At 72.5% G+C, this 18,867-nt stretch carries 18 protein-coding genes and 2 pseudogenes; 13 read left to right on the top strand and 7 right to left on the bottom strand.

The genetic code is table 11. The annotated features are described in order from the left end of the window. Positions 1–30: 30 nt before the first annotated feature. Positions 31–285 (bottom strand): annotated as a pseudogene (locus AQJ58_RS17620) (DNA-binding response regulator); the annotation flags it as partial. 18 nt (positions 286–303) lie between these two features. On the opposite strand from AQJ58_RS17620, the pseudogene AQJ58_RS45880 reads away from it, so the two are divergent. Next, positions 304–414, top strand: a pseudogene (locus AQJ58_RS45880) (DNA-binding response regulator); the annotation flags it as partial. A gap of 106 nt (positions 415–520) precedes the next feature. Here AQJ58_RS45880 and AQJ58_RS17615 read toward each other — a convergent pair. After that, entirely contained in the window at positions 521–1,006 is a 486-nt protein-coding gene (locus AQJ58_RS17615) for a GNAT family N-acetyltransferase (RefSeq protein ID WP_199844603.1), read from the bottom strand. 80 nt (positions 1,007–1,086) lie between these two features. Here AQJ58_RS17615 and AQJ58_RS17610 point away from each other — a divergent pair, with 80 nt between their 5' ends. Continuing rightward, positions 1,087–1,890: an exodeoxyribonuclease III gene (locus AQJ58_RS17610; RefSeq protein WP_067251204.1), complete on the top strand. Its 804-nt coding sequence runs from the start codon at positions 1,087–1,089 to the stop codon at positions 1,888–1,890. 55 nt (positions 1,891–1,945) lie between these two features. On the opposite strand, the gene AQJ58_RS17605 is transcribed toward AQJ58_RS17610, so the two are convergent. Continuing rightward, entirely contained in the window at positions 1,946–2,671 is a 726-nt protein-coding gene (locus tag AQJ58_RS17605; RefSeq protein ID WP_234360077.1) for a MerR family transcriptional regulator, read from the bottom strand. Positions 2,672–2,839: 168 nt separating this feature from the next. On the opposite strand from AQJ58_RS17605, the gene AQJ58_RS17600 reads away from it, so the two are divergent. The 4 genes from AQJ58_RS17600 (at position 2,840) to AQJ58_RS17585 (ending at position 6,519) form a co-directional block, all read left to right on the top strand. Continuing rightward, positions 2,840–4,477: a flavin-containing monooxygenase gene (locus AQJ58_RS17600; RefSeq protein WP_079078995.1), complete on the top strand. Its 1,638-nt coding sequence runs from the start codon at positions 2,840–2,842 to the stop codon at positions 4,475–4,477. Then, complete coding sequence (locus AQJ58_RS17595; protein ID WP_067251202.1) at positions 4,474–5,367, top strand: alpha/beta fold hydrolase; 894 nt, start codon at positions 4,474–4,476, stop codon at positions 5,365–5,367. The genes AQJ58_RS17600 and AQJ58_RS17595 overlap by 4 nt, the downstream gene beginning before the upstream one ends. Continuing rightward, a complete protein-coding gene (locus tag AQJ58_RS17590) occupies positions 5,364–6,248 on the top strand; it encodes an SDR family oxidoreductase (RefSeq protein WP_067251201.1) in 885 nt (294 codons plus the stop codon). The genes AQJ58_RS17595 and AQJ58_RS17590 overlap by 4 nt, the downstream gene beginning before the upstream one ends. 91 nt (positions 6,249–6,339) lie before the next feature. Further along, positions 6,340–6,519, top strand: coding sequence for a hypothetical protein (locus AQJ58_RS17585; RefSeq protein WP_067251199.1), 180 nt, complete (start codon positions 6,340–6,342; stop codon positions 6,517–6,519). Between the two features lie 312 nt (positions 6,520–6,831). Here the strand turns inward: AQJ58_RS17585 and AQJ58_RS17580 are convergent, their stop codons facing one another. Then, the gene (locus AQJ58_RS17580) at positions 6,832–10,080 is read right to left on the bottom strand and encodes a S41 family peptidase (RefSeq protein ID WP_067251197.1); all 3,249 of its coding nucleotides are present in this window, start codon (positions 10,078–10,080) and stop codon (positions 6,832–6,834) included. A 192-nt stretch (positions 10,081–10,272) separates the two neighbouring features. Between AQJ58_RS17580 and AQJ58_RS17575 the strand changes: the two genes are divergently transcribed. The 4 genes from AQJ58_RS17575 (at position 10,273) to AQJ58_RS17560 (ending at position 15,075) form a co-directional block, all read left to right on the top strand. Next, the gene (locus AQJ58_RS17575) at positions 10,273–10,872 is read left to right on the top strand and encodes a TetR/AcrR family transcriptional regulator (RefSeq protein WP_067251196.1); all 600 of its coding nucleotides are present in this window, start codon (positions 10,273–10,275) and stop codon (positions 10,870–10,872) included. A gap of 123 nt (positions 10,873–10,995) precedes the next feature. Continuing rightward, entirely contained in the window at positions 10,996–13,284 is a 2,289-nt protein-coding gene (locus tag AQJ58_RS17570; RefSeq protein WP_067251194.1) for an MMPL family transporter, read from the top strand. A 307-nt stretch (positions 13,285–13,591) separates the two neighbouring features. After that, on the top strand, positions 13,592–14,203 hold the full coding sequence (locus AQJ58_RS17565) for a lamin tail domain-containing protein (protein ID WP_067251192.1): 612 nt from the start codon (positions 13,592–13,594) through the stop codon (positions 14,201–14,203). Positions 14,204–14,415: 212 nt separating this feature from the next. Then, positions 14,416–15,075 (top strand): hypothetical protein, encoded by a 660-nt coding sequence (locus AQJ58_RS17560; RefSeq protein ID WP_234360076.1) that lies wholly within the window; start codon positions 14,416–14,418, stop codon positions 15,073–15,075. 23 nt (positions 15,076–15,098) lie between these two features. On the opposite strand, the gene AQJ58_RS17555 is transcribed toward AQJ58_RS17560, so the two are convergent. Next, positions 15,099–15,506 carry a RidA family protein gene (locus AQJ58_RS17555; protein ID WP_067251189.1) on the bottom strand — a complete coding sequence of 136 codons (408 nt, stop codon included), beginning with the start codon at positions 15,504–15,506 and terminating at the stop codon, positions 15,099–15,101. A 110-nt stretch (positions 15,507–15,616) separates the two neighbouring features. Between AQJ58_RS17555 and AQJ58_RS17550 the strand changes: the two genes are divergently transcribed. The 3 genes from AQJ58_RS17550 (at position 15,617) to AQJ58_RS17540 (ending at position 17,028) form a co-directional block, all read left to right on the top strand. Further along, entirely contained in the window at positions 15,617–16,000 is a 384-nt protein-coding gene (locus AQJ58_RS17550) for a winged helix-turn-helix transcriptional regulator (protein ID WP_067251187.1), read from the top strand. Between the two features lie 57 nt (positions 16,001–16,057). Further along, complete coding sequence (locus AQJ58_RS17545) at positions 16,058–16,552, top strand: YbaK/EbsC family protein (RefSeq protein ID WP_067251185.1); 495 nt, start codon at positions 16,058–16,060, stop codon at positions 16,550–16,552. 200 nt (positions 16,553–16,752) lie between these two features. After that, entirely contained in the window at positions 16,753–17,028 is a 276-nt protein-coding gene (locus AQJ58_RS17540) for a DUF1876 domain-containing protein (RefSeq protein WP_067251785.1), read from the top strand. 57 nt (positions 17,029–17,085) lie between these two features. Here AQJ58_RS17540 and AQJ58_RS17535 read toward each other — a convergent pair whose 3' ends face one another. After that, entirely contained in the window at positions 17,086–18,252 is a 1,167-nt protein-coding gene (locus AQJ58_RS17535) for a serine hydrolase domain-containing protein (protein WP_067251183.1), read from the bottom strand. Between the two features lie 106 nt (positions 18,253–18,358). Continuing rightward, positions 18,359–18,763, bottom strand: coding sequence for an organic hydroperoxide resistance protein (locus AQJ58_RS17530; protein WP_199844620.1), 405 nt, complete (start codon positions 18,761–18,763; stop codon positions 18,359–18,361). Positions 18,764–18,867 lie beyond the last annotated feature (104 nt).

Raw genomic sequence — 18,867 nt, 5'->3', positions numbered from 1 at the left:
GCGCAGCAGTCCGAACTCGCGGCGGCGCCGGACCAGTGCCCTGGCTGTCGCGCCGTTGGACCGGCCCTCGGCCACCAGGGCCAGCACCTCCCGCTCGCGCGGGGTCAGCCGGGCCAGCGGGTCCCGGCGGCGGCGCAGCAACTGCCGTACGACTTCCGGGTCGACGACCGTGCCGCCGGCCGCCACCTCGCGCAGGGCGGTCACGAACTCCTCGCCCTGGCCGACCCGGTCCTTGAGGGGATAGCCGACGCCGGTGCCGTCACCGGAGCCGAGGAGCTCGGTCGCGTTCGCCGTGGGGACCCTGAGGCGGCCGTCGGCAAGCACATCGGCAGCATGCTCACCAAGCTGGACCTGCCCCCGGCGGACGACACCCACCGCCGGGTGCTCGCGGTGCTGGCCTACCTCAGGGGCTGAGGCCGCAGGGTCTGAGTCCTCACGGTCTGAGTCCTCACGGTCTGAGTCCTGACGGTCCAAGTCCTCAAGGGCTGAGGCCCCAAGGCCCCGGTTCTCAGGGGCTGCGTCACCCGGAGACGAGCGGCTTGGCGAAGCACCGGCTCGAGTCGTACTCCCGGTAGTAGCCGAACTTGGTGCACGGCGTGTACCCGCTGGAGGTGTACAGGGCGATCGCCTCGGGCTGCTCGGTGCCGGTCTCCAGGACCATCCGCACCCGGCCGGCCGCCCGCGCGTCCTCCTCCAGGGCGGTCAGCATGCGCCGCGCCAGCCCGCGCCCGCGCATCTCCCGGATCACGAACATCCGCTTCAGCTCGGCGTCGCCGTCCTCGTTGCCCTCGCCGTTACTGTCCTGGCTGCGCCAGCCGCCGGTGGCCACGGGCCGGTCGCCCTCGTCGTAGGCGATGAAATAGACCCCGATCGGCGGCTCGAAGTGGGACGGTTCCAGGACCGTCGCGTCGCCGCCGTCGCCGTAGCGCTCGTGGTACTCCGCCTGGACCTCGTCGTTGAGTGAGACGGCGTCGGGGTGGTCGAAGGACACGCGGCGTATGTTCATGCTGCTCACAGTACGTGTATGCACAATCTGGGTGGAATCCGATGTCGGGGCCTCGTCCAGTGTGCCGGTATCGTGCCCGGGTGCTGACTGTGACCTCCGTCAATGTGAACGGGCTGCGTGCCGCCGCGAAGAAGGGCTTCGTCGAGTGGCTCGCGGACACCTCCGCCGATGTGCTGTGCCTCCAGGAGGTGCGCGCCGAGCCGGAGCAGCTGCCGCAGGCGGTCCGCGCGCCCGAGGGCTGGCATGTCACGCACGCCCCCGCCGCCGCCAAGGGCCGGGCCGGCGTCTCCCTCTGCACGCGCCGCGAACCGGACGCCGTGCGCGTCGGTTTCGGTTCGTCCGAGTTCGACGGCAGCGGACGGTACGTGGAGGCCGACCTGCCCGGTGTGACGGTCGCCTCCCTCTACCTCCCCTCCGGCGAGGTCGGCACCGACCGGCAGGACGAGAAGGTCCGCTTCATGGACGCGTTCCTCGCCCACCTCAAGGACCTGCGCGAGCGCGCCGCCGCCGACGGCCGGGAGGTCCTGGTCTGCGGCGACTGGAACATCGCCCACCAGCAGGCCGACCTGAAGAACTGGCGCTCCAACACCAAGAACTCCGGCTTCCTGCCACAGGAGCGGGAGTGGCTGACCAAGGTCTACGCCCCCGAGGACGGCGGCTACGTCGACGTCGTACGCGCCCTGCACCCGGACGTGGAGGGGCCGTACACCTGGTGGTCGTACCGGGGGAGGGCCTTTGACAATGACGCGGGATGGCGCATCGACCTCCATGTCGCGACGCCCGGCCTCGCGGACAAGGCCGTCAAAGGCTTCGTGGAGCGCGCCGCCACCCACGCCGAACGCTGGTCGGACCACGCGCCGGTCACGGTGGTCTACGACCTCTAGCGACCTCTAGCGACTTCTGACGACCTCTGCGCCTCGCCGAGAGCCCCCGGGGAAGTCACCGAGGCGTGCCCGGGGAAGTCCGCCCGGTCCTGTCGGGTTCGTCGGGTTCATTGAGTTCATCGGGTTCTTCGGTGTCCCCGGCTTCCTTCCGCAGCCGCCGGTCCAGTGCCAGTGACAGTTCCGCCTCGACCACGCTCCTCGCCAGTGGCCGCAGGCGGGGCAGGTCGGATTCGGGTGCGTGGCGCAGGACCAGGGTGGTGAAGAGGTCGGCGAGGGCGTCGGCGTGGGCCCGGACGCGGGCGCCGGCCGAGAGGACCTCGGCGAGCGGGATGCCCTCGCGGACCAGGGCGGCGGAGACGTCCAGGAGGCGGCGGCTGATGTGGACGATGTCGTCGCCGTCGGTGCCGAGGTAGCCGAGTTCGAGGGCGGCGGCGAGGTTCTCGGGGGTGACCTGGCCCTCGAAGCGGGCGGCGAGTTCCTCGGGGGTGAGGCGGATGGGCTCCTCCTCGGTGGGGCCGCCGACGCCGATCAGGTCGGCCACGTCCCGCCCGTGGTCGAGGGCGTCGGCCAGCTCCGCGATGCCGTTCAGGGTGTGGCCGCGCTCCAGGAGGGCGGCGATGGTGCGCAGCCGGGCCAGGTGGTGGTCGTCGTACCAGGCGATACGGCCCTCGCGGCGTGGCGGCCCGAGCAGTTTGCGCTCCCGGTAGAAGCGCAGGGTGCGCACTGTGATGCCGGCCTGGCCGGCCAGCTCCTCCGCCCGGTATTCGCGCTTGTCCGCCACGGCGGAAGCCTATGTCGAACCGCCGGTAACTTCCCTCTCCCGGACCCTACCGCTCGGTACGGAGCTGCTCTACAGTCCGATTGCGCCAGTGTTCACTGGCGCGGTGGCGAGGAGTCGTCGCGCCGAGGAGTCGTCGCGCCGGGGCGTCGTACGGCAGGAGGAGTCGGCATGACCGAACACGTGCGGGTGGCGGTGATCGGGTCCGGGTTCGGCGGGTTGGGGGCCGCCGTGCGGCTGCGCCGCGAGGGGATCACCGATTTCGTCGTGCTGGAGCGCGCCGACGGCGTCGGCGGCACCTGGCGGGACAACAGTTACCCGGGATGCGCCTGTGACGTGCCCTCCCACCTCTACTCCTTCTCCTTCGCGCCCAACCCGGACTGGCCGCGCACCTTCTCCGGGCAGGAGCACATCCGCGCCTACCTGGAGCACGTCACGGACACGTTCGGGCTGCGGCCGCATCTGCGGTTCGGCCGCGAGGTCCGGCGCATGACCTGGGACGCGCAGGAGCTGCGCTGGGACATCGAGACGAGCGCCGGGCGGTACGTCGCCGACGTCGTCGTCTCCGCGACCGGGCCGCTGTCCGATCCCAAGGTGCCGGACGTACCCGGCCTCGGCACCTTTCCCGGCGAGGTGTTCCACTCCGCCCGCTGGGACCACGGCCACGACCTCACCGGCAGGCGGGTCGCGGTGATCGGCACGGGCGCCTCCGCGATCCAGATCGTGCCGGCCCTCCAGCCGGACGTCTCGCGGCTGACCCTGTTCCAGCGCACCCCGCCGTGGGTGATGCCGCGCGTCGACCGGGCCGTCAGCGGCGCCGAGCGCGCCCTGCACCGGGCGCTGCCGTTCACGACGCAGTTGCGGCGCGGGCTGCTGTGGGGCATCCGTGAGCTCCAGGTGCAGGCCTTCACCAGGCACCCGGACGAACTCGGGTTCGTCGAGCGGCTCGCCAAGGTCAACCTGGCCCGTTCGATCAAGGATCCGGTCCTGCGGGCCAGGCTCACCCCCGACTACCGCATCGGCTGCAAGCGGATCCTGCTGTCGAACACCTACTATCCGGCCCTCGCGCAGCCGAACGTCGACGTCGTCGCGAGCGGGCTGAGCGAGATCCGCGGCTCCACGCTGGTGGCGGCCGACGGCACCGAGGCCGAGGCCGATGTGATCGTCTTCGGTACGGGGTTCCACGTCACGGACATGCCGATCGCCGAGCGGGTGGTGGGCGCCGGCGGGCGGACCCTCGCGGAGAGTTGGAAGGACGGGATGGCCGCGCTGCGCGGCGCGTCCGCCGCCGGCTTCCCCAACTGGATGTCGATCATCGGCCCCAACACCGGTCTCGGGAACTCCTCGATGATCCTGATGATCGAGTCCCAGCTGAACTACATGGCGGACTATCTGCGGCAGCTGGACGTCCTCGGAGGGCGTGCCGCCCTCGACGCCCGGCCCGGCGCGGTCGACGCCTGGAACGCGCGCGTGCAGGAGCGTATGAAGAGGACCGTGTGGAACACCGGCGGCTGCACCAGCTGGTACCTCGACGCGAACGGCCGCAACACCACCGTCTGGCCGGGCACGACGAGCGAGTTCCGGCGCGCGACCCGGCGCGTGGACCTCTCGGAGTACGAACTGCTGCGGGCGCCCGCCCCGACGGCACCGGCCCCCGCGGCACCGGCCCCCGCGCCAGAGGTCGCAGTCACAGAGGCCCCGACGGCACCGGCCCCCGCGGCACCGGCCCCCGCGCCAGAGGTCGCAGTCGCAGAGGCCCCGACGGCACAGGTCCCGGACGCCGCCGGGAAGAGCGAGGTCACCGCATGAGGGCGAGCAGGGGCGCGAAGCCCGCCCGCGAACTCACCGCCGTCTCCGCCGACGGCACCCGGCTGCACGTCGAGGTGCACGGCCCCGAGGACGCGCCCCCGGTCGTCCTCGCCCACGGCTGGACCTGCTCGACCGTGTTCTGGGCGGCCCAGATCGGGGACCTCGCCGCCGACCACCGGGTCATCGTCTACGACCAGCGCGGCCACGGACGCACCCCGCCGTCGCCGGTGTGCAGCACGGACGCGCTCGCCGACGACCTGGAGGCGGTGCTCGCCGCGACCCTCGCGCCCGGTGAACGCGCGGTGCTCGTCGGCCACTCGATGGGCGCCATGACCGTGCTGGCCGCCGCCGCGCGCCCCCGGGTGCGGGAGCACGGGGCGGCCGTCCTGCTGTGCAGCACCGGCGCCTCGCGGCTGGTCGCCGAGTCCACCGTCGTCCCGCTGCGGCCGGGCCGGCTGCGGACCTGGCTGACCGGGCGCGTCCTCGGCTCGCGGGCGCCCCTGGGGCCGGTCACGCCGGTCGCGAAGTCGGTCCTCAAGTACGCCACGATGGGCGCCGCTTCGGCCCCGCACCTGGTGGAGCGGTGCGCGCGGATCGTGCACGCCTGCCCGCGACAGGTGCGGCACGCCTGGTCGCGGGTGCTGAGCGCGCTCGATCTCGACCACGCGGTGGGGGAGTTGCGGGTGCCCACGGCCGTCGTGGTCGGCACCGCGGACCGGCTGACCCCGCCGGTGCACGCGCACCGGATCGCGGCGGCGCTGCCGCACTCCCTGGGCGTGACCGAACTGCCCGGACTCGGCCATATGACGCCGGTCGAGGCGCCCGGGGTGGTCACGGGCAGGATCCGGGAACTCGTCGTCACGTACACACAGTTGAAGGAGGGCGCATGAGCAGGGTCGGGCTTGAGGGACAGGTCGTCGTCGTCACCGGTGCGGCGCGCGGGGTCGGTGAGCTGCTCGCCCGCAAGCTCTCCGCGCGCGGGGCGACCCTCGCGCTGGTGGGGCTGGAGCCGGACGCCCTCAAGCAGGTCTCGGAGCGGCTGCGCGGCGACAGCGGCCACTGGTACGCCGACGTCACCGACCACGAGGCGATGACCCGGGTCGCGGCGGAGGTGAAGGAGCGCTTCGGCAGGGTGGACGTCGTGGTCGCCAACGCCGGTGTGGCGTCCGGCGGTCCGTTCGTCGACTCCGACCCGGAGTCCTGGCGCCGGGTCATCGAGGTCAACCTCATCGGCTCGGCGGTCACGGCCCGCGCCTTCCTCCCGGCGCTGCTGGAGAGCCGCGGCTACCTCCTCCAGATCGCCTCGCTCGCCGCGATCACGCCCGCGCCGATGATGACGGCGTACTGCGCCTCGAAGTCCGGGGTGGAGGCGTACGCGCACAGTCTGCGGGCCGAGGTCGGTCACCGGGGGGTGCGGGTCGGCGTGGGCTATCTGTCCTGGACGGACACCGACATGGTGCGCGGCGCCGATCAGGAGGAGGTCATGCGGGAGTTGCGGCAGCGGCTGCCGTGGCCGTCGAACAAGACGTACCCGCTCGGGCCGGCGGTGGACCGGATCGTCGCCGGCGTGGAGCGGCGGTCCTCCCATGTGTACGGGCAGTGGTGGCTGCGGGGGATGCAGGGCGTACGCGGCTACCTCCCCGGGATCATCGGGACCGTCGGGCAGCGGGAGATGAAGCGGTTCGCGCCCAGGGTGCGGGGAATGCGGACGGGGCTGGTGGGCGCGGGCGGCGAGGCCGACGAGGCGGCCCGTGCTACGCACCGTAGTTGATCGACATGCGCAGCGTGTCCGCCCGTGTGAATCTGGTCGAGGCCCCGGCACGGGGCCGGATCCCCTCATCTCCCTACAGGAGTGAACCCACATGGGTACGAAGGACAAGACGCAGGACCAGTCCCAGCAGTGGCAGCAGCAGGCCAAGCAGAAGGCCCAGCAGGCCAAGGAGCAGGTCCAGCAGCGTGGCCGCCGGCGTGAGACGGAGCCGGAGGCGGAGCGGATGCGCCGTGAGGACGAGGACCGGCTCGACCGGGACTACGACGCCTAGGCGCTGCGCTCGGCTTCGGCCGTGAACGTGGGGGTGCCCTTCCCTTTTGGGGGAGGGCACCCTGCGTTGTCCGGGAGGGTTCGGGGGACGGGGGCGCTTGGGTTCGTCGTCGGGTGCGGGGTGGTGGGGGCTTGTCGCGCAGTTCCCCGCGCCCCTTGAAAGCAGCAGTGGCCCGCGCTCCTTGAAAGCAGCAGTGGCCTGCGCCCCTTGGAAAGCCCCGTGTCCACCACCGCGCTCACCCGTGCGCGCCGGAAGCAGCAGCCCCGCGCCCCTTGCACAACAGCACCCGCGCCCCTGCGAAGCGGCAGTGGGTCACCTCCGTGGGGGGAGTTTGGGGCGGGTGCGGTTCGGGACGGTGCTGTAGTCCGGTGGGGACGCCGGGGGGTGGGTGTCGAGGAGGTCCACGGCGAGGCGGACCGCGTCGTCGAGTTGGGCGTAGCGGCCCTCCGCCCAGTCCAGGGGGGTGCGGAGGATCTCCAGGTCGGGCAGGACGCCGCGGTTCTCGATGCTCCAGCCGTAGGCGTCGAACCAGGCCGCGTTCATGGGGACGGTGATGACGGTGCCGTCGCCGAGCTGGTGGCGGCCGGTCATGCCGACGACCCCGCCCCAGGTGCGCTGCCCCACCACCGGCCCGAGCTTGAGCAGTTTGAACGCGGCGGTGATCATGTCGCCGTCCGAGGAGGTCGCCTCGTCGGCGAGGGCGACGACCGGGCCGCGGGGGGCGTTCGAGGCGTACGACACCGGCTGGGCGTTGCGGGTGAGGTCCCAGCCGAGGATCGTGCGGGTCAGCTTCTCCACGACCAGTTCGCTGATGTGGCCGCCGGCGTTGCCGCGGACGTCCACGATGAGCGCGGGCCGGGACACCTCCATGCGCAGGTCGCGGTTGAACTGGGCCCAGCCGGAGCCGCCCATGTCGGGGATGTGGAGGTAGCCGCACCGGCCGCCGCTCAGCTCCCGCACCACCTCGCGCCGTTTGGCGACCCAGTCCTGGTAGCGCAGGGGGCGCTCGTCGATGAGGGGCACCACCGCCACGCGCCGTGCGCGCCCCGCGGTGCCCTCCGCCGGGGTGAACGTGAGCTCCACCGTCGTACCGCCCGCCCCCGCGAGGAGGGGATACGGGCCGTGCAGCGGGTCCACGGGGCGGCCGTCGACGTGGGTGAGCACCGCGCCCTCACGGATGCCGGTGCCCGCGAGCGGCGAGCGCGCCTTGGAGTCGGAGGAGTCGCCGGCCAGGATGCGCTTGACGGTCCAGCCGCCGTCGCGCCGTACGAGGTTGGCGCCCAGCAGGCCCTGGCGGCGCTGGTAGTGCGGTGGCCCCTCGTTGCGGCGGGCGGGGGTGACGTAGGCGTGCGAGGTGCCCAGTTCGCCGAGGACCTCGCGCAGCAGGTCGGCGAACTCGTCGGGGGAGGCGACCCGTTCGACGAGCGGGCGGTACTGGTCGAGCACCGCGTCCCAGTCGATGCCGCACATCCCCGGGTCCCAGAAGTAGGCGCGGATGAGCCGGCCCGCCTCCTCGTACGCCTGCCGCCACTCGGCGCCGGGGTCCACCTCGTGCAGGATGCGGCGCAGGTCGATCCAGACGGTGGTGTCGTGGTCGCCGGACTCGCTCGACGGCACGGCCCGCAGCTCGCCCTCGTCGACCACGACGAGCCGGGTGCCGTCGCCGCTGACCCCGAACCAGTCGAGGTGGCCGACGAGTTCGGACTTCTTGGCCTTGCTGACGGTGAAGTGCTCCAGGGTGGGCCGCCCGCTCATGTCGTCCGGGTTGGCGAAGGTCTCGCCGAGCGCGCCGGAGATCGGCCAGCGCAGCCAGACCAGTCCGCCACCCGCGACGGGGTGCAGTGAGGAGTACTTGGAGGCGGGCACGGGGAACGGGGTGACCCGGCTCTCCAGGCCCTCGACCTCGACGGTCACGGTCCCGTCGGCGCCGCCCTCGTCCTCCTCCACCGGGTCCAGTCCCCCGGCGGCCGGCCGGCCCTCCGGGGTCAGCGCGAACGGGGACGGGGTCGCGGAGGACAGGGGCACGAGGTACGGGCGGCAGCCGAGCGGGAAGGAGAGGTCGCCGGTGTGGACGTCGTACACCGGGTCGAAGCCGCGCCAGGAGAGGAAGGCGAGGTAGCGGCCGTCCCGGGTGAACACGGGGTTCTCGTCCTCGAAGCGGCCGTTGGTCACGTCGACGATCAGCCGCTCGCCCTGCCCCACGCCGGGGATGCGGGCCATCTTGATCTGCCGCAGGGACCTCCCGATGCCGGGGTGCGACCAGGTCAGCCAGGTCCCGTCGGGGGAGAAGGCGAGGTCGCGGACGGGCCCGTTGACGGAAGTGATCAGTTCGGTGACCTCGCCGCCCGAGTCCTCGGTCGCGTCGACGAGAAGCAGCCGTCCGTCGTGCGCGGCGATGGCGAGCCGCTCGCCGTCGGGGTCGGCGGCCATCTCCAGGACCCGGCCCAGGTCGCCCGAGGCCAGCCGGCGCGGCTCGCGGTCCCCGCTGGCGCGCGGGAGGTAGGCGATCTCGACGGCGTCCTCGCCCTCGGCGTCGGTGACGTACGCGACCTGTCCGCCCGAGCCGAGCATCTCGGGGAGCCGTACCCGTACGCCGGGCGTGTCGGTGATGGTCCGGGCGGGGCCGTCGCGGTGGGTGAGCCAGTACAGGCTGCCGCGGACCACGACGGCGCTCGCGCGCCCGGTCTCGTCGACCGAGAGGCCGTCGACGTGCTGGGCGGCCGGGATCTGGTAGCGGCGCCGGCCGGCCCGCTGGCCGCCCATCCGTACGTCGATCCGGCGGGGCTCGGAGCCGGCGGCGAGGTCGTCGACGATCCACAGGTCGCCGGCGCACTGGTACACCACGCGCGTGCCGTCGGTGGCGGCGTGGCGGGCGTAGAAGGCGTCGTGGTCGGTGTGCCGGCGCAGGTCGGAGCCGTCGTGGGCGCAGGAGTAGAGGTTGCCGACGCCCTCGTGGTCGGAGAGGAAGGCGATCCGGCCGCCGGCGAACAGGGGCGAGTGGAGGTGGCCGTCGAGGTCCTCCAGGAGGCGCTGTCCGTGCAGCCACAGGCGGCCCGTGGCGCCGCCCCGGTAGCGCTTCCAGCCGGCGGGTTCGTGCGGGGGAGTGCCGGTGAGCAGCAGGGTCCTGCGCTCGTCGTCGAGGTCGGCGACCTGGATGTCGGAGACGGGGCCCCAGGGCAGTTTGCTGCCGGGGGAGCCGTCGGTGGGGACCTTGTAGGCCCAGGTGAAGTAGGAGAAGGGTTCGCCGTGGGAGGCGACGGCGAGGATGTCGCCCTCGGGGGTCCAGCCGCACACCTGGGTGTCGGGGCTGCCCCAGTAGGTCAGCCGGCGTCCGGGGCCGCCGTCCACCGGTACCAGGTGGATCTCGGGGACGAGACTTCGCCAGCTCGTGTACGCGAGGTGGCGGCCGTCGGGGGAGAAGCGGGGGTGTCCGGTCTTCGTGCGGTCGACGGTGAGCCGCCAGGCACGGTCCGGGCCGTCCAGCCGGGTCAGCCAGAGGTCGTCCTCGGCCACGAAGCACAGGAGGTCACCGCTGAGATGGGGCAGGCGCAGATAGCTCACCTCCCCATGCTTTTCCGGCGAAACGGGCCGGGCAACTTCTCGGGGCGCGCGGTCCGCGCTTATGCGGCCTTCACGGACGTGAGTCAGCACACGTACGAAACGGTTTCGTTTCGTTGAGGCTCGGGGTATCTTCATGGGTGTACGTGCTGGACGTACGGGACCAGTGGGTCACGGAGCCGAAAGGTGAGCGGGATGACCGAGACCGCAACCGCGCGTCGCAGTCGGATCACACCCGAGCGCGAGGCCGAGCTGTACGGCGCCGTGCTCGATCTGCTCCGCGAGGTCGGCTACGACGCCCTGACCATGGACGCCGTCGCCGCCCGCACCCGCTCCAGCAAGGCCACGCTCTACCGCCAGTGGGGCGGCAAGGCCGAGCTGGTGGTCGAGGCCATCAAGCACAGCAAGCCGGGCCCGGCCGACGAGGTCGACACCGGCACGCTCCACGGCGACATGCACGCGCTGATGGCGCGCGAGGACGACAGCGCCCTGGAGCGCAACTCCGCGCTGATGCGCGGGGTGGCCATGGCGATCCACCACGACGGGCATCTGCGCGAGGTGTTCCGCAGCCAGCTGGTCGAACCCGAGATGGCCGCGTTCCGGCGCGTCCTGCAACGGGCCGTCGACCGGGGCGAGATCCCGGCGGACTGCCCGGCGCTGGAGTTCCTCATGCCCATGATGATCGGGGCCTTCGCCGCCCGGGCGCTGATCGACGACCAGCCGCCCACCCGGGCCTACCTCACCTCGTACGTGGACGGCGTGGTCCTCCCCGCCTTCGGCGCACCCACCCGCTGACCCTTCCCCACCGCCCCACCTGACGTCACCGCTCACGTCGTCGGGCCGATCAGCCCTGCCTCCCCCCTGTGGGTTGATCACCCCTGCCCTGAAAACCCCACGACTGACCGGGAGTACGCCTCCGTGGCCATGTTCCTCTATCGAATCGGCCGGTTCTCGTTCCGGCGGCGGCATGTCGTCGCCCTGCTCTGGATCGCCCTGCTGACGCTCGCGGGCGTCGGTGCCGCCTCCGCGCCCGCCGCGGGGTCCTCCTCCTTCTCGATCCCCGGCGTCGAGGCCCAGAAGGCCTTCGACCTGCTGGAACAGCGCTTCCCCGGCTCCAGTGCCGACGGTGCCACCGCGCGGGTCGTCTTCAAGGCGCCCGACGGGCAGAAGATGACCGACGCCGCGCAGAAGGCGACCGTCGAGAAGACCGTCAAGGAGCTGGGCGACGGCTCCGAGGTCGTCTCCGTCACCGACCCCTACACGACGCACGCCGTCAGCAAGGACGGCACGGTCGCGTACGCCTCCGTGAAGTACAAGGTCTCCTCCGTCGAGCTGAAGGACTCCTCCAAGGAAGCCCTCGAGACCACCGCCGACAAGGCCAGGGACGCCGGGCTGACCGTCGAGATGGGCGGCGACGCCCTCCAGGCCGAACCCGAGCAGGCCGCCACCGGTGAGATCATCGGCCTGGCCCTCGCCGCGGTCGTCCTCGTCGTCACCCTCGGCTCGCTCGTCGCCGCCGGACTGCCCCTGCTGACCGCGATCATCGGCGTCGGCATCGGCGTCTCCACCATCACCGCGCTCGCGAGCGCGCTGGACCTCGGCGACACCACCTCCACCCTGGCCCTGATGATCGGTCTCGCGGTCGGCATCGACTACGCGCTGTTCATCGTCTCCCGCTACCGCGCCGAACTCGCCGAGGGCCGCAGCCGCGAGGAGGCGGTCGGCCGCGCCACCGGCACCGCCGGTTCGGCCGTCGTCTTCGCCGGTCTCACCGTGGTCATCGCCCTCGCCGGCCTCTCCGTCGTCGGCGTCCCGATGCTGACCAAGATGGGGCTCGCGGCGGCCGGCACGGTCGTCGTCGCCGTCCTCATCGCCCTCACCATGATCCCGGCGCTGCTCGGCTACGCGGGCCGCAAGGTCAAGCCGGCCGGCGAGAAGGGCAAGCGGCTCGGACGCCGTACCGCCGAGGACACGGCAGGGGGCACGGTAGGGGACACGCGCGGTGACCTGCGCGGTGGCCTGCGCGGGGACACGGCCGGGGCCGCGAAGCCCAACATGGGCGCCCGCTGGGCCAGCTTCGTCGTCCGCCGTCCCGTCGCCGTGCTGCTGCTCGGCGTGGTGGGCCTCGGCGCGATCGCCCTGCCCGCCACCAGCCTGGAGCTGGGCCTGCCCGACGACGGCTCGCAGCCGACGTCCACCACCCAGCGCCGCGCCTACGACCTGCTCTCCGAGGGCTTCGGCCCCGGCTTCAACGGCCCCCTCATGGTCGTCGTGGACGCCAAGGGCAGCGACGACCCCCAGGGCGCGGCCACCGCGGTGAGCGACGAGGTCAAGGGGCTCAAGGACGTCGTCACCGTCACCCCCGCCACCTTCAACAAGGCCGGCGACACCGCGATGATCACGGTCGTCCCGGACTCCAAGCCGTCCTCGACCGGCACCGAGGACCTGGTGCACGCCATCCGCGCGGCCGGCACCGGGGTCACCGCCGACACCGACGCCAAGGTGCTGGTCACCGGCACCACGGCCATGAACATCGACTTCTCGCAGAAGCTGACGGACGCCCTGATCCCGTACCTGGCCCTGGTGGTGGGCCTGGCCTTCCTCCTGCTGATCGTGGTCTTCCGCTCGATCCTGGTCCCGCTGAAGGCCGCTCTCGGCTTCCTGCTCAGCGTGCTGGCCGCGCTCGGCGCCGTCGTCGCGGTCTTCCAGTGGGGCTGGCTGGCGGGCCTGATCGGCGTCGAGGAGACCGGTCCCATCATGTCGATGATGCCGATCTTCATGGTCGGCGTGGTCTTCGGCCTGGCCATGGACTACGAGGTGTTCCTCGTGACCCGGATGCGCGAGGCGTACGTCCACGGCGAGAGCCCCGGCCAGGCCGTGGTGACCGGGTTCAGGTACAGCGCCCGGGTGGTCGTCGCCGCCGCCGTGATCATGATGGCCGTCTTCGCCGGCTTCATCGGCTCCGGCGAGTCGATGATCAAGATGATCGGCTTCGGCCTCGCGATCGCCGTCTTCTTCGACGCGTTCGTCGTCCGCATGGCGATCGTCCCCGCCGTCCTCGCCCTGCTCGGCAAGAGGGCCTGGTGGCTGCCGAAGTGGCTGGACCGCGCCCTGCCCGACGTGGATGTCGAGGGCGAGGGACTGCGCACCCCCGCCGACGCCAGGGACACCGATCCCGACGACGACAGGGAGCTCGTACGGGCGTGATCCGACCGCTCGTGTGAAGACCGCCGGTGAGGGTTCCGTGGGGACGGGGCGCCCTCACCGGCTTTTTGTTCGTCTCGCCCGTTGTGACCCACTTTCGGGTGACGGCGGATCGCCGCGACCGCCCGGAGGGTAGATCTGACAACGACTCAGAGCGTTCAGTACATAGATGGACAGAGAAGGTTACTGTCACTGAAATATGGATGATTCGTAACGTCAGGCGCCAATCGGATGCTTGCGGGACGTGTGGTGGTCAAGTGTGGGTTCTGCGGCCGATGCGGTCGTAACTCGCACAAAACTAGGAGACCTTGTGTCCGCTTCCGTTGTTTCCGCCCGCAGCCTGGCTGCCGCCACGCTCGCCGCCGCCGCCGTGGTCGGCGCCGTGGCGCTCCCGGCGTCCGCCGCCGGCTACCCCCGTGCCGAGCGGCCCAGGGTGGAGATCAGCGCCGTCCAGTACGACGCACCGGGTCGTGACGACCGCTCCAACCGCTCCCTCAACAAGGAGTGGGTCGAGCTCACCAACACCACCCGCCACACGGTCAACCTGGACGGATGGACCCTGTCGAACCGGGACGGCGACACCTACACCTTCGACAACTACCGCCTGGCCCCCCGCGCCACCGTCCGGATTCACACCGGTGAGGGCCGCGACACCCGCACCGACCTGTACCAGGACCGCCGCCGCGAGGTGCTGGACGACCGCAGCGACACGGTCACCCTGCGCAACGACCGCGACCGCTTCGTCGACGACGAGTCCTGGGGCGGCCGCCGCCACCACGGCTGGGGCCACCACCACGGCTGGGGCCACCGCCACGGCGACGAGCGTGGCGACCGCGGCGACTACCGTCACCACGGCGACTACCGCGGGGACCGCGGCGACGAGCGCCGCGACCACGGCGACTACCGCGGCGACCGCCACTGATCCACCCGCACCGGCGGCGCGCCCGACCCCCTCTGCCGGGGGCGGGCGCGCCGTCGTCTGTCGTCGAGCCGTCCCACGCCGTGACCGGCGGTATGGCATCATCCCGGCTCGGGCGCTCACGCCAGGGGAGTCCCTGGCCTCGTCGAACAAGCGCCGGGGGAGACCATGACCGCCACGGAACCCGACCGGTTCGGCGCCGGATGAGCGCGCGCGTGCGGATACACCAGGTCCGGCAGGCCGGCGGCGCCGGGCTGCGGGTGATCCGGGCCGAGCCCGCCCCCGTACGGCTGGCCCTGCGGGACGACCGGCACTGGCTGTCGCTGTACGCCGACCGGGAGGGCGCGGGCCGGCTCGTCGAACTGTGGGCGCTGGCCGCGCGGTCCGCGCACTCGCTGGTCCACCTGCCGATCCGGGCCAACCCGGCGCCGGAGGGCGTCGTCGGCGAGGGCGAACCGGTCGCGCTGGACCTGGTGCTGCTCCACCACAGCCTGCAGTTCCCCACCGCGTCCTGGAAGGACGTACGGGGGCGGCTGGGCGCCGGGAAGCCGCAGACCGTGTCCACCCCCGAGGGGGACCTCCCGGACGGGACGGACGTCGACCACGAACGGTGGCGGCACCAGGAGTACCGCGACCACCTCGACTTCCACGTCGCGGCGCACACCCTCTTCGTCGTGGGCAGCGCCACCGCCTTCCGGGAGCAGGGCGCGGCCCTGCGCGGCCTCGTCGACGAGGCTCCGTCCCACGCCCACCGCCACCCCGGCGCCTCCCACCACTGCGTCGAACTGGTCCCCGGCCCCTGGCCGCACACGAGGACCCGCCGTCACGTGCCGGGCCCTCTGCACATCCAGTACGTCGACGGGTGGCGCGTGTAGGGGAAGCCCTCCCGGAGGAGGCGTCAGGCGAGGATCGCGGTCGCCTCGATCTCCACCAGGTGCTCGGGGATGTGGAGGGCCGCGACGCCCAGCAGGGTGACCGGCGGGGTCGCGGTGACGCCGAGGCGGCCGGCCGCGCGGGTGACGCCCGCCATGAACGCCGGCATCTTCTCCGGGGTCCAGTCGACGACGTGGACGGTCAGCCGGGTGACGTCGTCGAAGCCGGCGCCCGCCCCGGCGAGAGCGGCGCCGACGTTGACGTAGCACTGCTCGACCTGGGCGGCGAGATCGCCCTCGCCGACCGTGGCGCCCTCGGCGTCCCAGGCGACCTGCCCGGCGACGGAGACGAGCCGGGAGCCGGTCCCGACGGATACCTGGCTGTAGGCGTCGGTCCGCGGCAGTCCGGACGGATTCACGAGTGTGACGGGCATGGGTGCCTGCCTTCCCTGGGAGCGGTCGTGCTCTCTTGTGGTTACTGGGAAACCGTAGGAGAGTGAGCGCTGACATGGAAGAACGCACTTTTCGGTGACTGGGGAACCTGATGGTGACCAAGCAGTACACAGGCACGCCCGACGAACAGGCGGACCTCAGAAGGGCCGACTCGCTCGGCCGGGAGATCTTCTCGGACGTGGCCAACAAGTGGGCGCTGCTGATCATCGAGGCGCTCGGGGACCGCACCCTGCGGTTCAGCGGCCTGCGCGACGAGGTCGAGGGCGTCAGCCACAAAATGCTCACCCAGAACCTGCGCATGCTGGAGCGCAACGGCCTGGTCGTGCGGACCGTGCACCCGACCGTGCCGCCGCGCGTCGAGTACACCCTGACCGAGGCGGGACAGGGACTGCGGGCCACGGTCGACGGGATGTGCGCGTGGACCCACCGCTGGTTCGGGCACATCGAGGACTCCCGCCGCAGCTTCGACGGCTGAGCACGCGGCGGGGAACTCCGTCGCGTGGCCCCTGCGGCGACCGCTAGCGTGCCGTGCATGACGACCACCACCGCTGCCCACCCCCGTTTCGCCGAGGCCCTCGCCGAGCTGGGGCTCGACGATCTGAACGCCCGGGTGCGGCGCTTTCCGGAGGCGATCCGCACCGCCGCCGAGGCCGCCGCAGCGATCGGGTGCGAGCTGAGCCAGATCTGCAAGTCGCTGATCTTCGCGGCGGACGGCGTGCCGGTGCTGGTGCTGATGGACGGCGCGTCCCGGGTCGACGTGGAGCGGGTGCGCGCGGAACTCGGCGCCGGAGAGGTGACCAGGGCCGACGCGGGCGTCGTACGGGAGACCACCGGGTACGCGATCGGCGGTGTGCCGCCCTTCGGGCACCGCACCCGCACCCGGGTCCTCGCCGACCGTGGTCTCCTCGCGCACGACGTCGTGTGGGCCGCCGCCGGCACCCCGTACACCGTGTTCCCCATGGCCCCGGACACCCTCGTCGCCCATGCGGCCGCCACTGTCGTGGACGTGCGTGAGCGCACCGGGTGACGCCACGGCCTGATGCTGTACGCCGGTTGACCGCCACGGCGGTGGCCCGCGGTGCCGACGCGGGGACCCTGTGCGCGTTGCGCCACGCGCGCGTGCGCGCGTGGCCCTCCGCAGGGCCGCTGCTGCCGGGCCGAGCCCGCTGGGTGCGGGCGCCCGTGGGGAGGAGCACCCTGGAAGCAGGACTTCCGGAGGTGACCGACATGATGCACACCGCTGTGGGATGGCACGTCGAGCTGGAGTTCAAGGAGGACGACCAGCACACGAGCGCCGCCGCTCTGGTCCGGCTGCCGGACGGGACCGAGGTACGGTCCCGCGGGCACGCCAGCCGCCACCGGGTCGACAGCAACCAGCCCCGGGTCGGTGAGGAGATCGCGGGCGCCCGCGCCCTCAACGAACTCGCCATGCAGCTGCTGACGAAGGCGCACGAGGAGATCGACGAGGCCTCGGGGCGGACGTCCCACTCGATCAACATCTGAGGCCGTCGGGCGTCGGGCGGTGGGGCCCGCCGGAACGGGTCCGGTGCCGGGGGCTCGTCAGGCCGCGGCGACCGCCGTCCTGACCGCCCGCAGCAGCGCCTGGGCCCGCGGGTCGGCCGTCACGCCGGTGCGCAGGCCGTTGGTGACGTAGCCGAGGGCGATGCCCGTCTCGGGGTCCGCGAGGCCGAGTGCGCCGCCGCGGCCGGGGTGGCCGAAGGAGGTCGGGGAGAGCAGCGGGGACGCGCCGCCGTGCAGCATGTAGCCGAGGCCGAACCGGGTGGTGACCACCAGCACCCGGTCCGGTCCGGCGGACTGCTCGGTGCGCGCCAGGGCGGCCGTCTCGGGGGCGAAGAGCCGCACGCCGCCGTCGACTTCGCCGATGAGGGAGGCGTAGAGGCGGGCCAGGCCGTCGGCGGTGGCGATGCCGTTGGAGGCGGGCAGGGCGGCCGCGCGGTAGGCGGGGTCGTTCTCGTCGGGCAGCGGGGTGATCGCGGCGAAGGCGCGGCGGGTGAGGGAGGCGGGGTCGGCGTAGGCGTCGGCGACGGACCGTTTGGGCCGGGTCCGCAGCCCGCCGGCCGGTACGGGCGCGTCGACCGGCCCGACGCGCCCCACGCGCGCGTGGAGCGACTGCGGCAGCCCCAGCCACAGCTCGGCCCCGAGCGGTCCGGCGATCTCGTCGGCGATCCACTCGCCGATCGGCCGCCCGGTGACCCGCCGCACCAGCTCGCCGGTGAGCCAGCTGTACGTCTGGGCGTGGTACCCGTGGTCGCCGCCCGGTTCCCAGAGGGGTGCCTGCGCGGCGACCGCCGCCGCGCCCAGGTCGGGGTCGGCGGCCTCGGCGGGCGTCAGCGGCCGGTCGAGGACGGGCACGCCCGCGCGGTGCGCGAGCAGGTGGCGCACCAGGGTGTGTTCCTTGCCGGCCGCCTTGTACTGCGGCCAGTACGTCGCCACGGGCGCGTCCAGGTCCAGGTGTCCGCGCTGGTGCAGCAGCAGGAGTACGGCGGCGGCGACGCCCTTGGTCGCGGAGCGCACGATCTGCGCGGTGCCGTGCTCCCAGGGAGCCGTGCCGTCCACGTCCCGCGTGCCGCCCCACAGGTCGACGACCTTGCGCCCGTCGCGGTAGACGGCGACGGCGGCACCGCGCTCCCCGAGGGTGGCGAAGTTCCGTGCGAACGCCTCCCGGACCGGCTCGAACCCCTCGGCCACCGCACCGTTCACGTCCACGCCCGCACTTCCTTCTCGTCCCGCCCGGCCGGCTCGCCCGGCCCGCTCGGATCACCTTCGGCCTTGCGGTCAACAGGTGCGGCGGGCCTGCGATTCCTGCGTCTCGTCAGCCGAGAATGATCGTTACGTCGATGTTGCCGCGGGTGGCGTTGGAGTACGGGCAGACCTGGTGGGCCGCGTCGACCAGTTTCTCGGCGAGGCCCTGGTCGAGGACGGGCAGCGAGACGCTGAGGGCGACCGCGAGGCCGTAGCCCTTGGTCTTGTTGGGCCCGATGCCGACCTTGGCGGCGACGGTGGAGCCGGTCAGGTCGAAGCCCGCGCGGTTGCCGACGAGGATCAGCGCGTTGTGGAAGCAGGAGCTGTAGCCGGCCGCGAAGAGCTGTTCCGGGTTGGTGCCGTTGCCGTCGCCGCCGAGCTGCGGCGGCATCGCCACCTTCAGCTCGATCTGGCCGTCCTGGCTGGTCACATACCCGTCGCGGCCTCCGTGCGCGGTCGCCTCGGCGACGTACATGATCTTCGTCGGACGGGTGTCGACGGTGTCGACGGCGTCACCTTCGCTCACAGCGGGACCCTCCCCCTGAAATTTTCCCCGATTACATCGTGCACAAGGTACCG

It is taken from the genome of Streptomyces sp. DSM 15324 (genome assembly GCF_001514285.1).
Lineage (GTDB): Bacteria > Actinomycetota > Actinomycetes > Streptomycetales > Streptomycetaceae > Streptomyces.
Note: the sequence above shows the minus strand (reverse complement) of the source record. Positions and strands in the feature narration are given on the sequence as shown.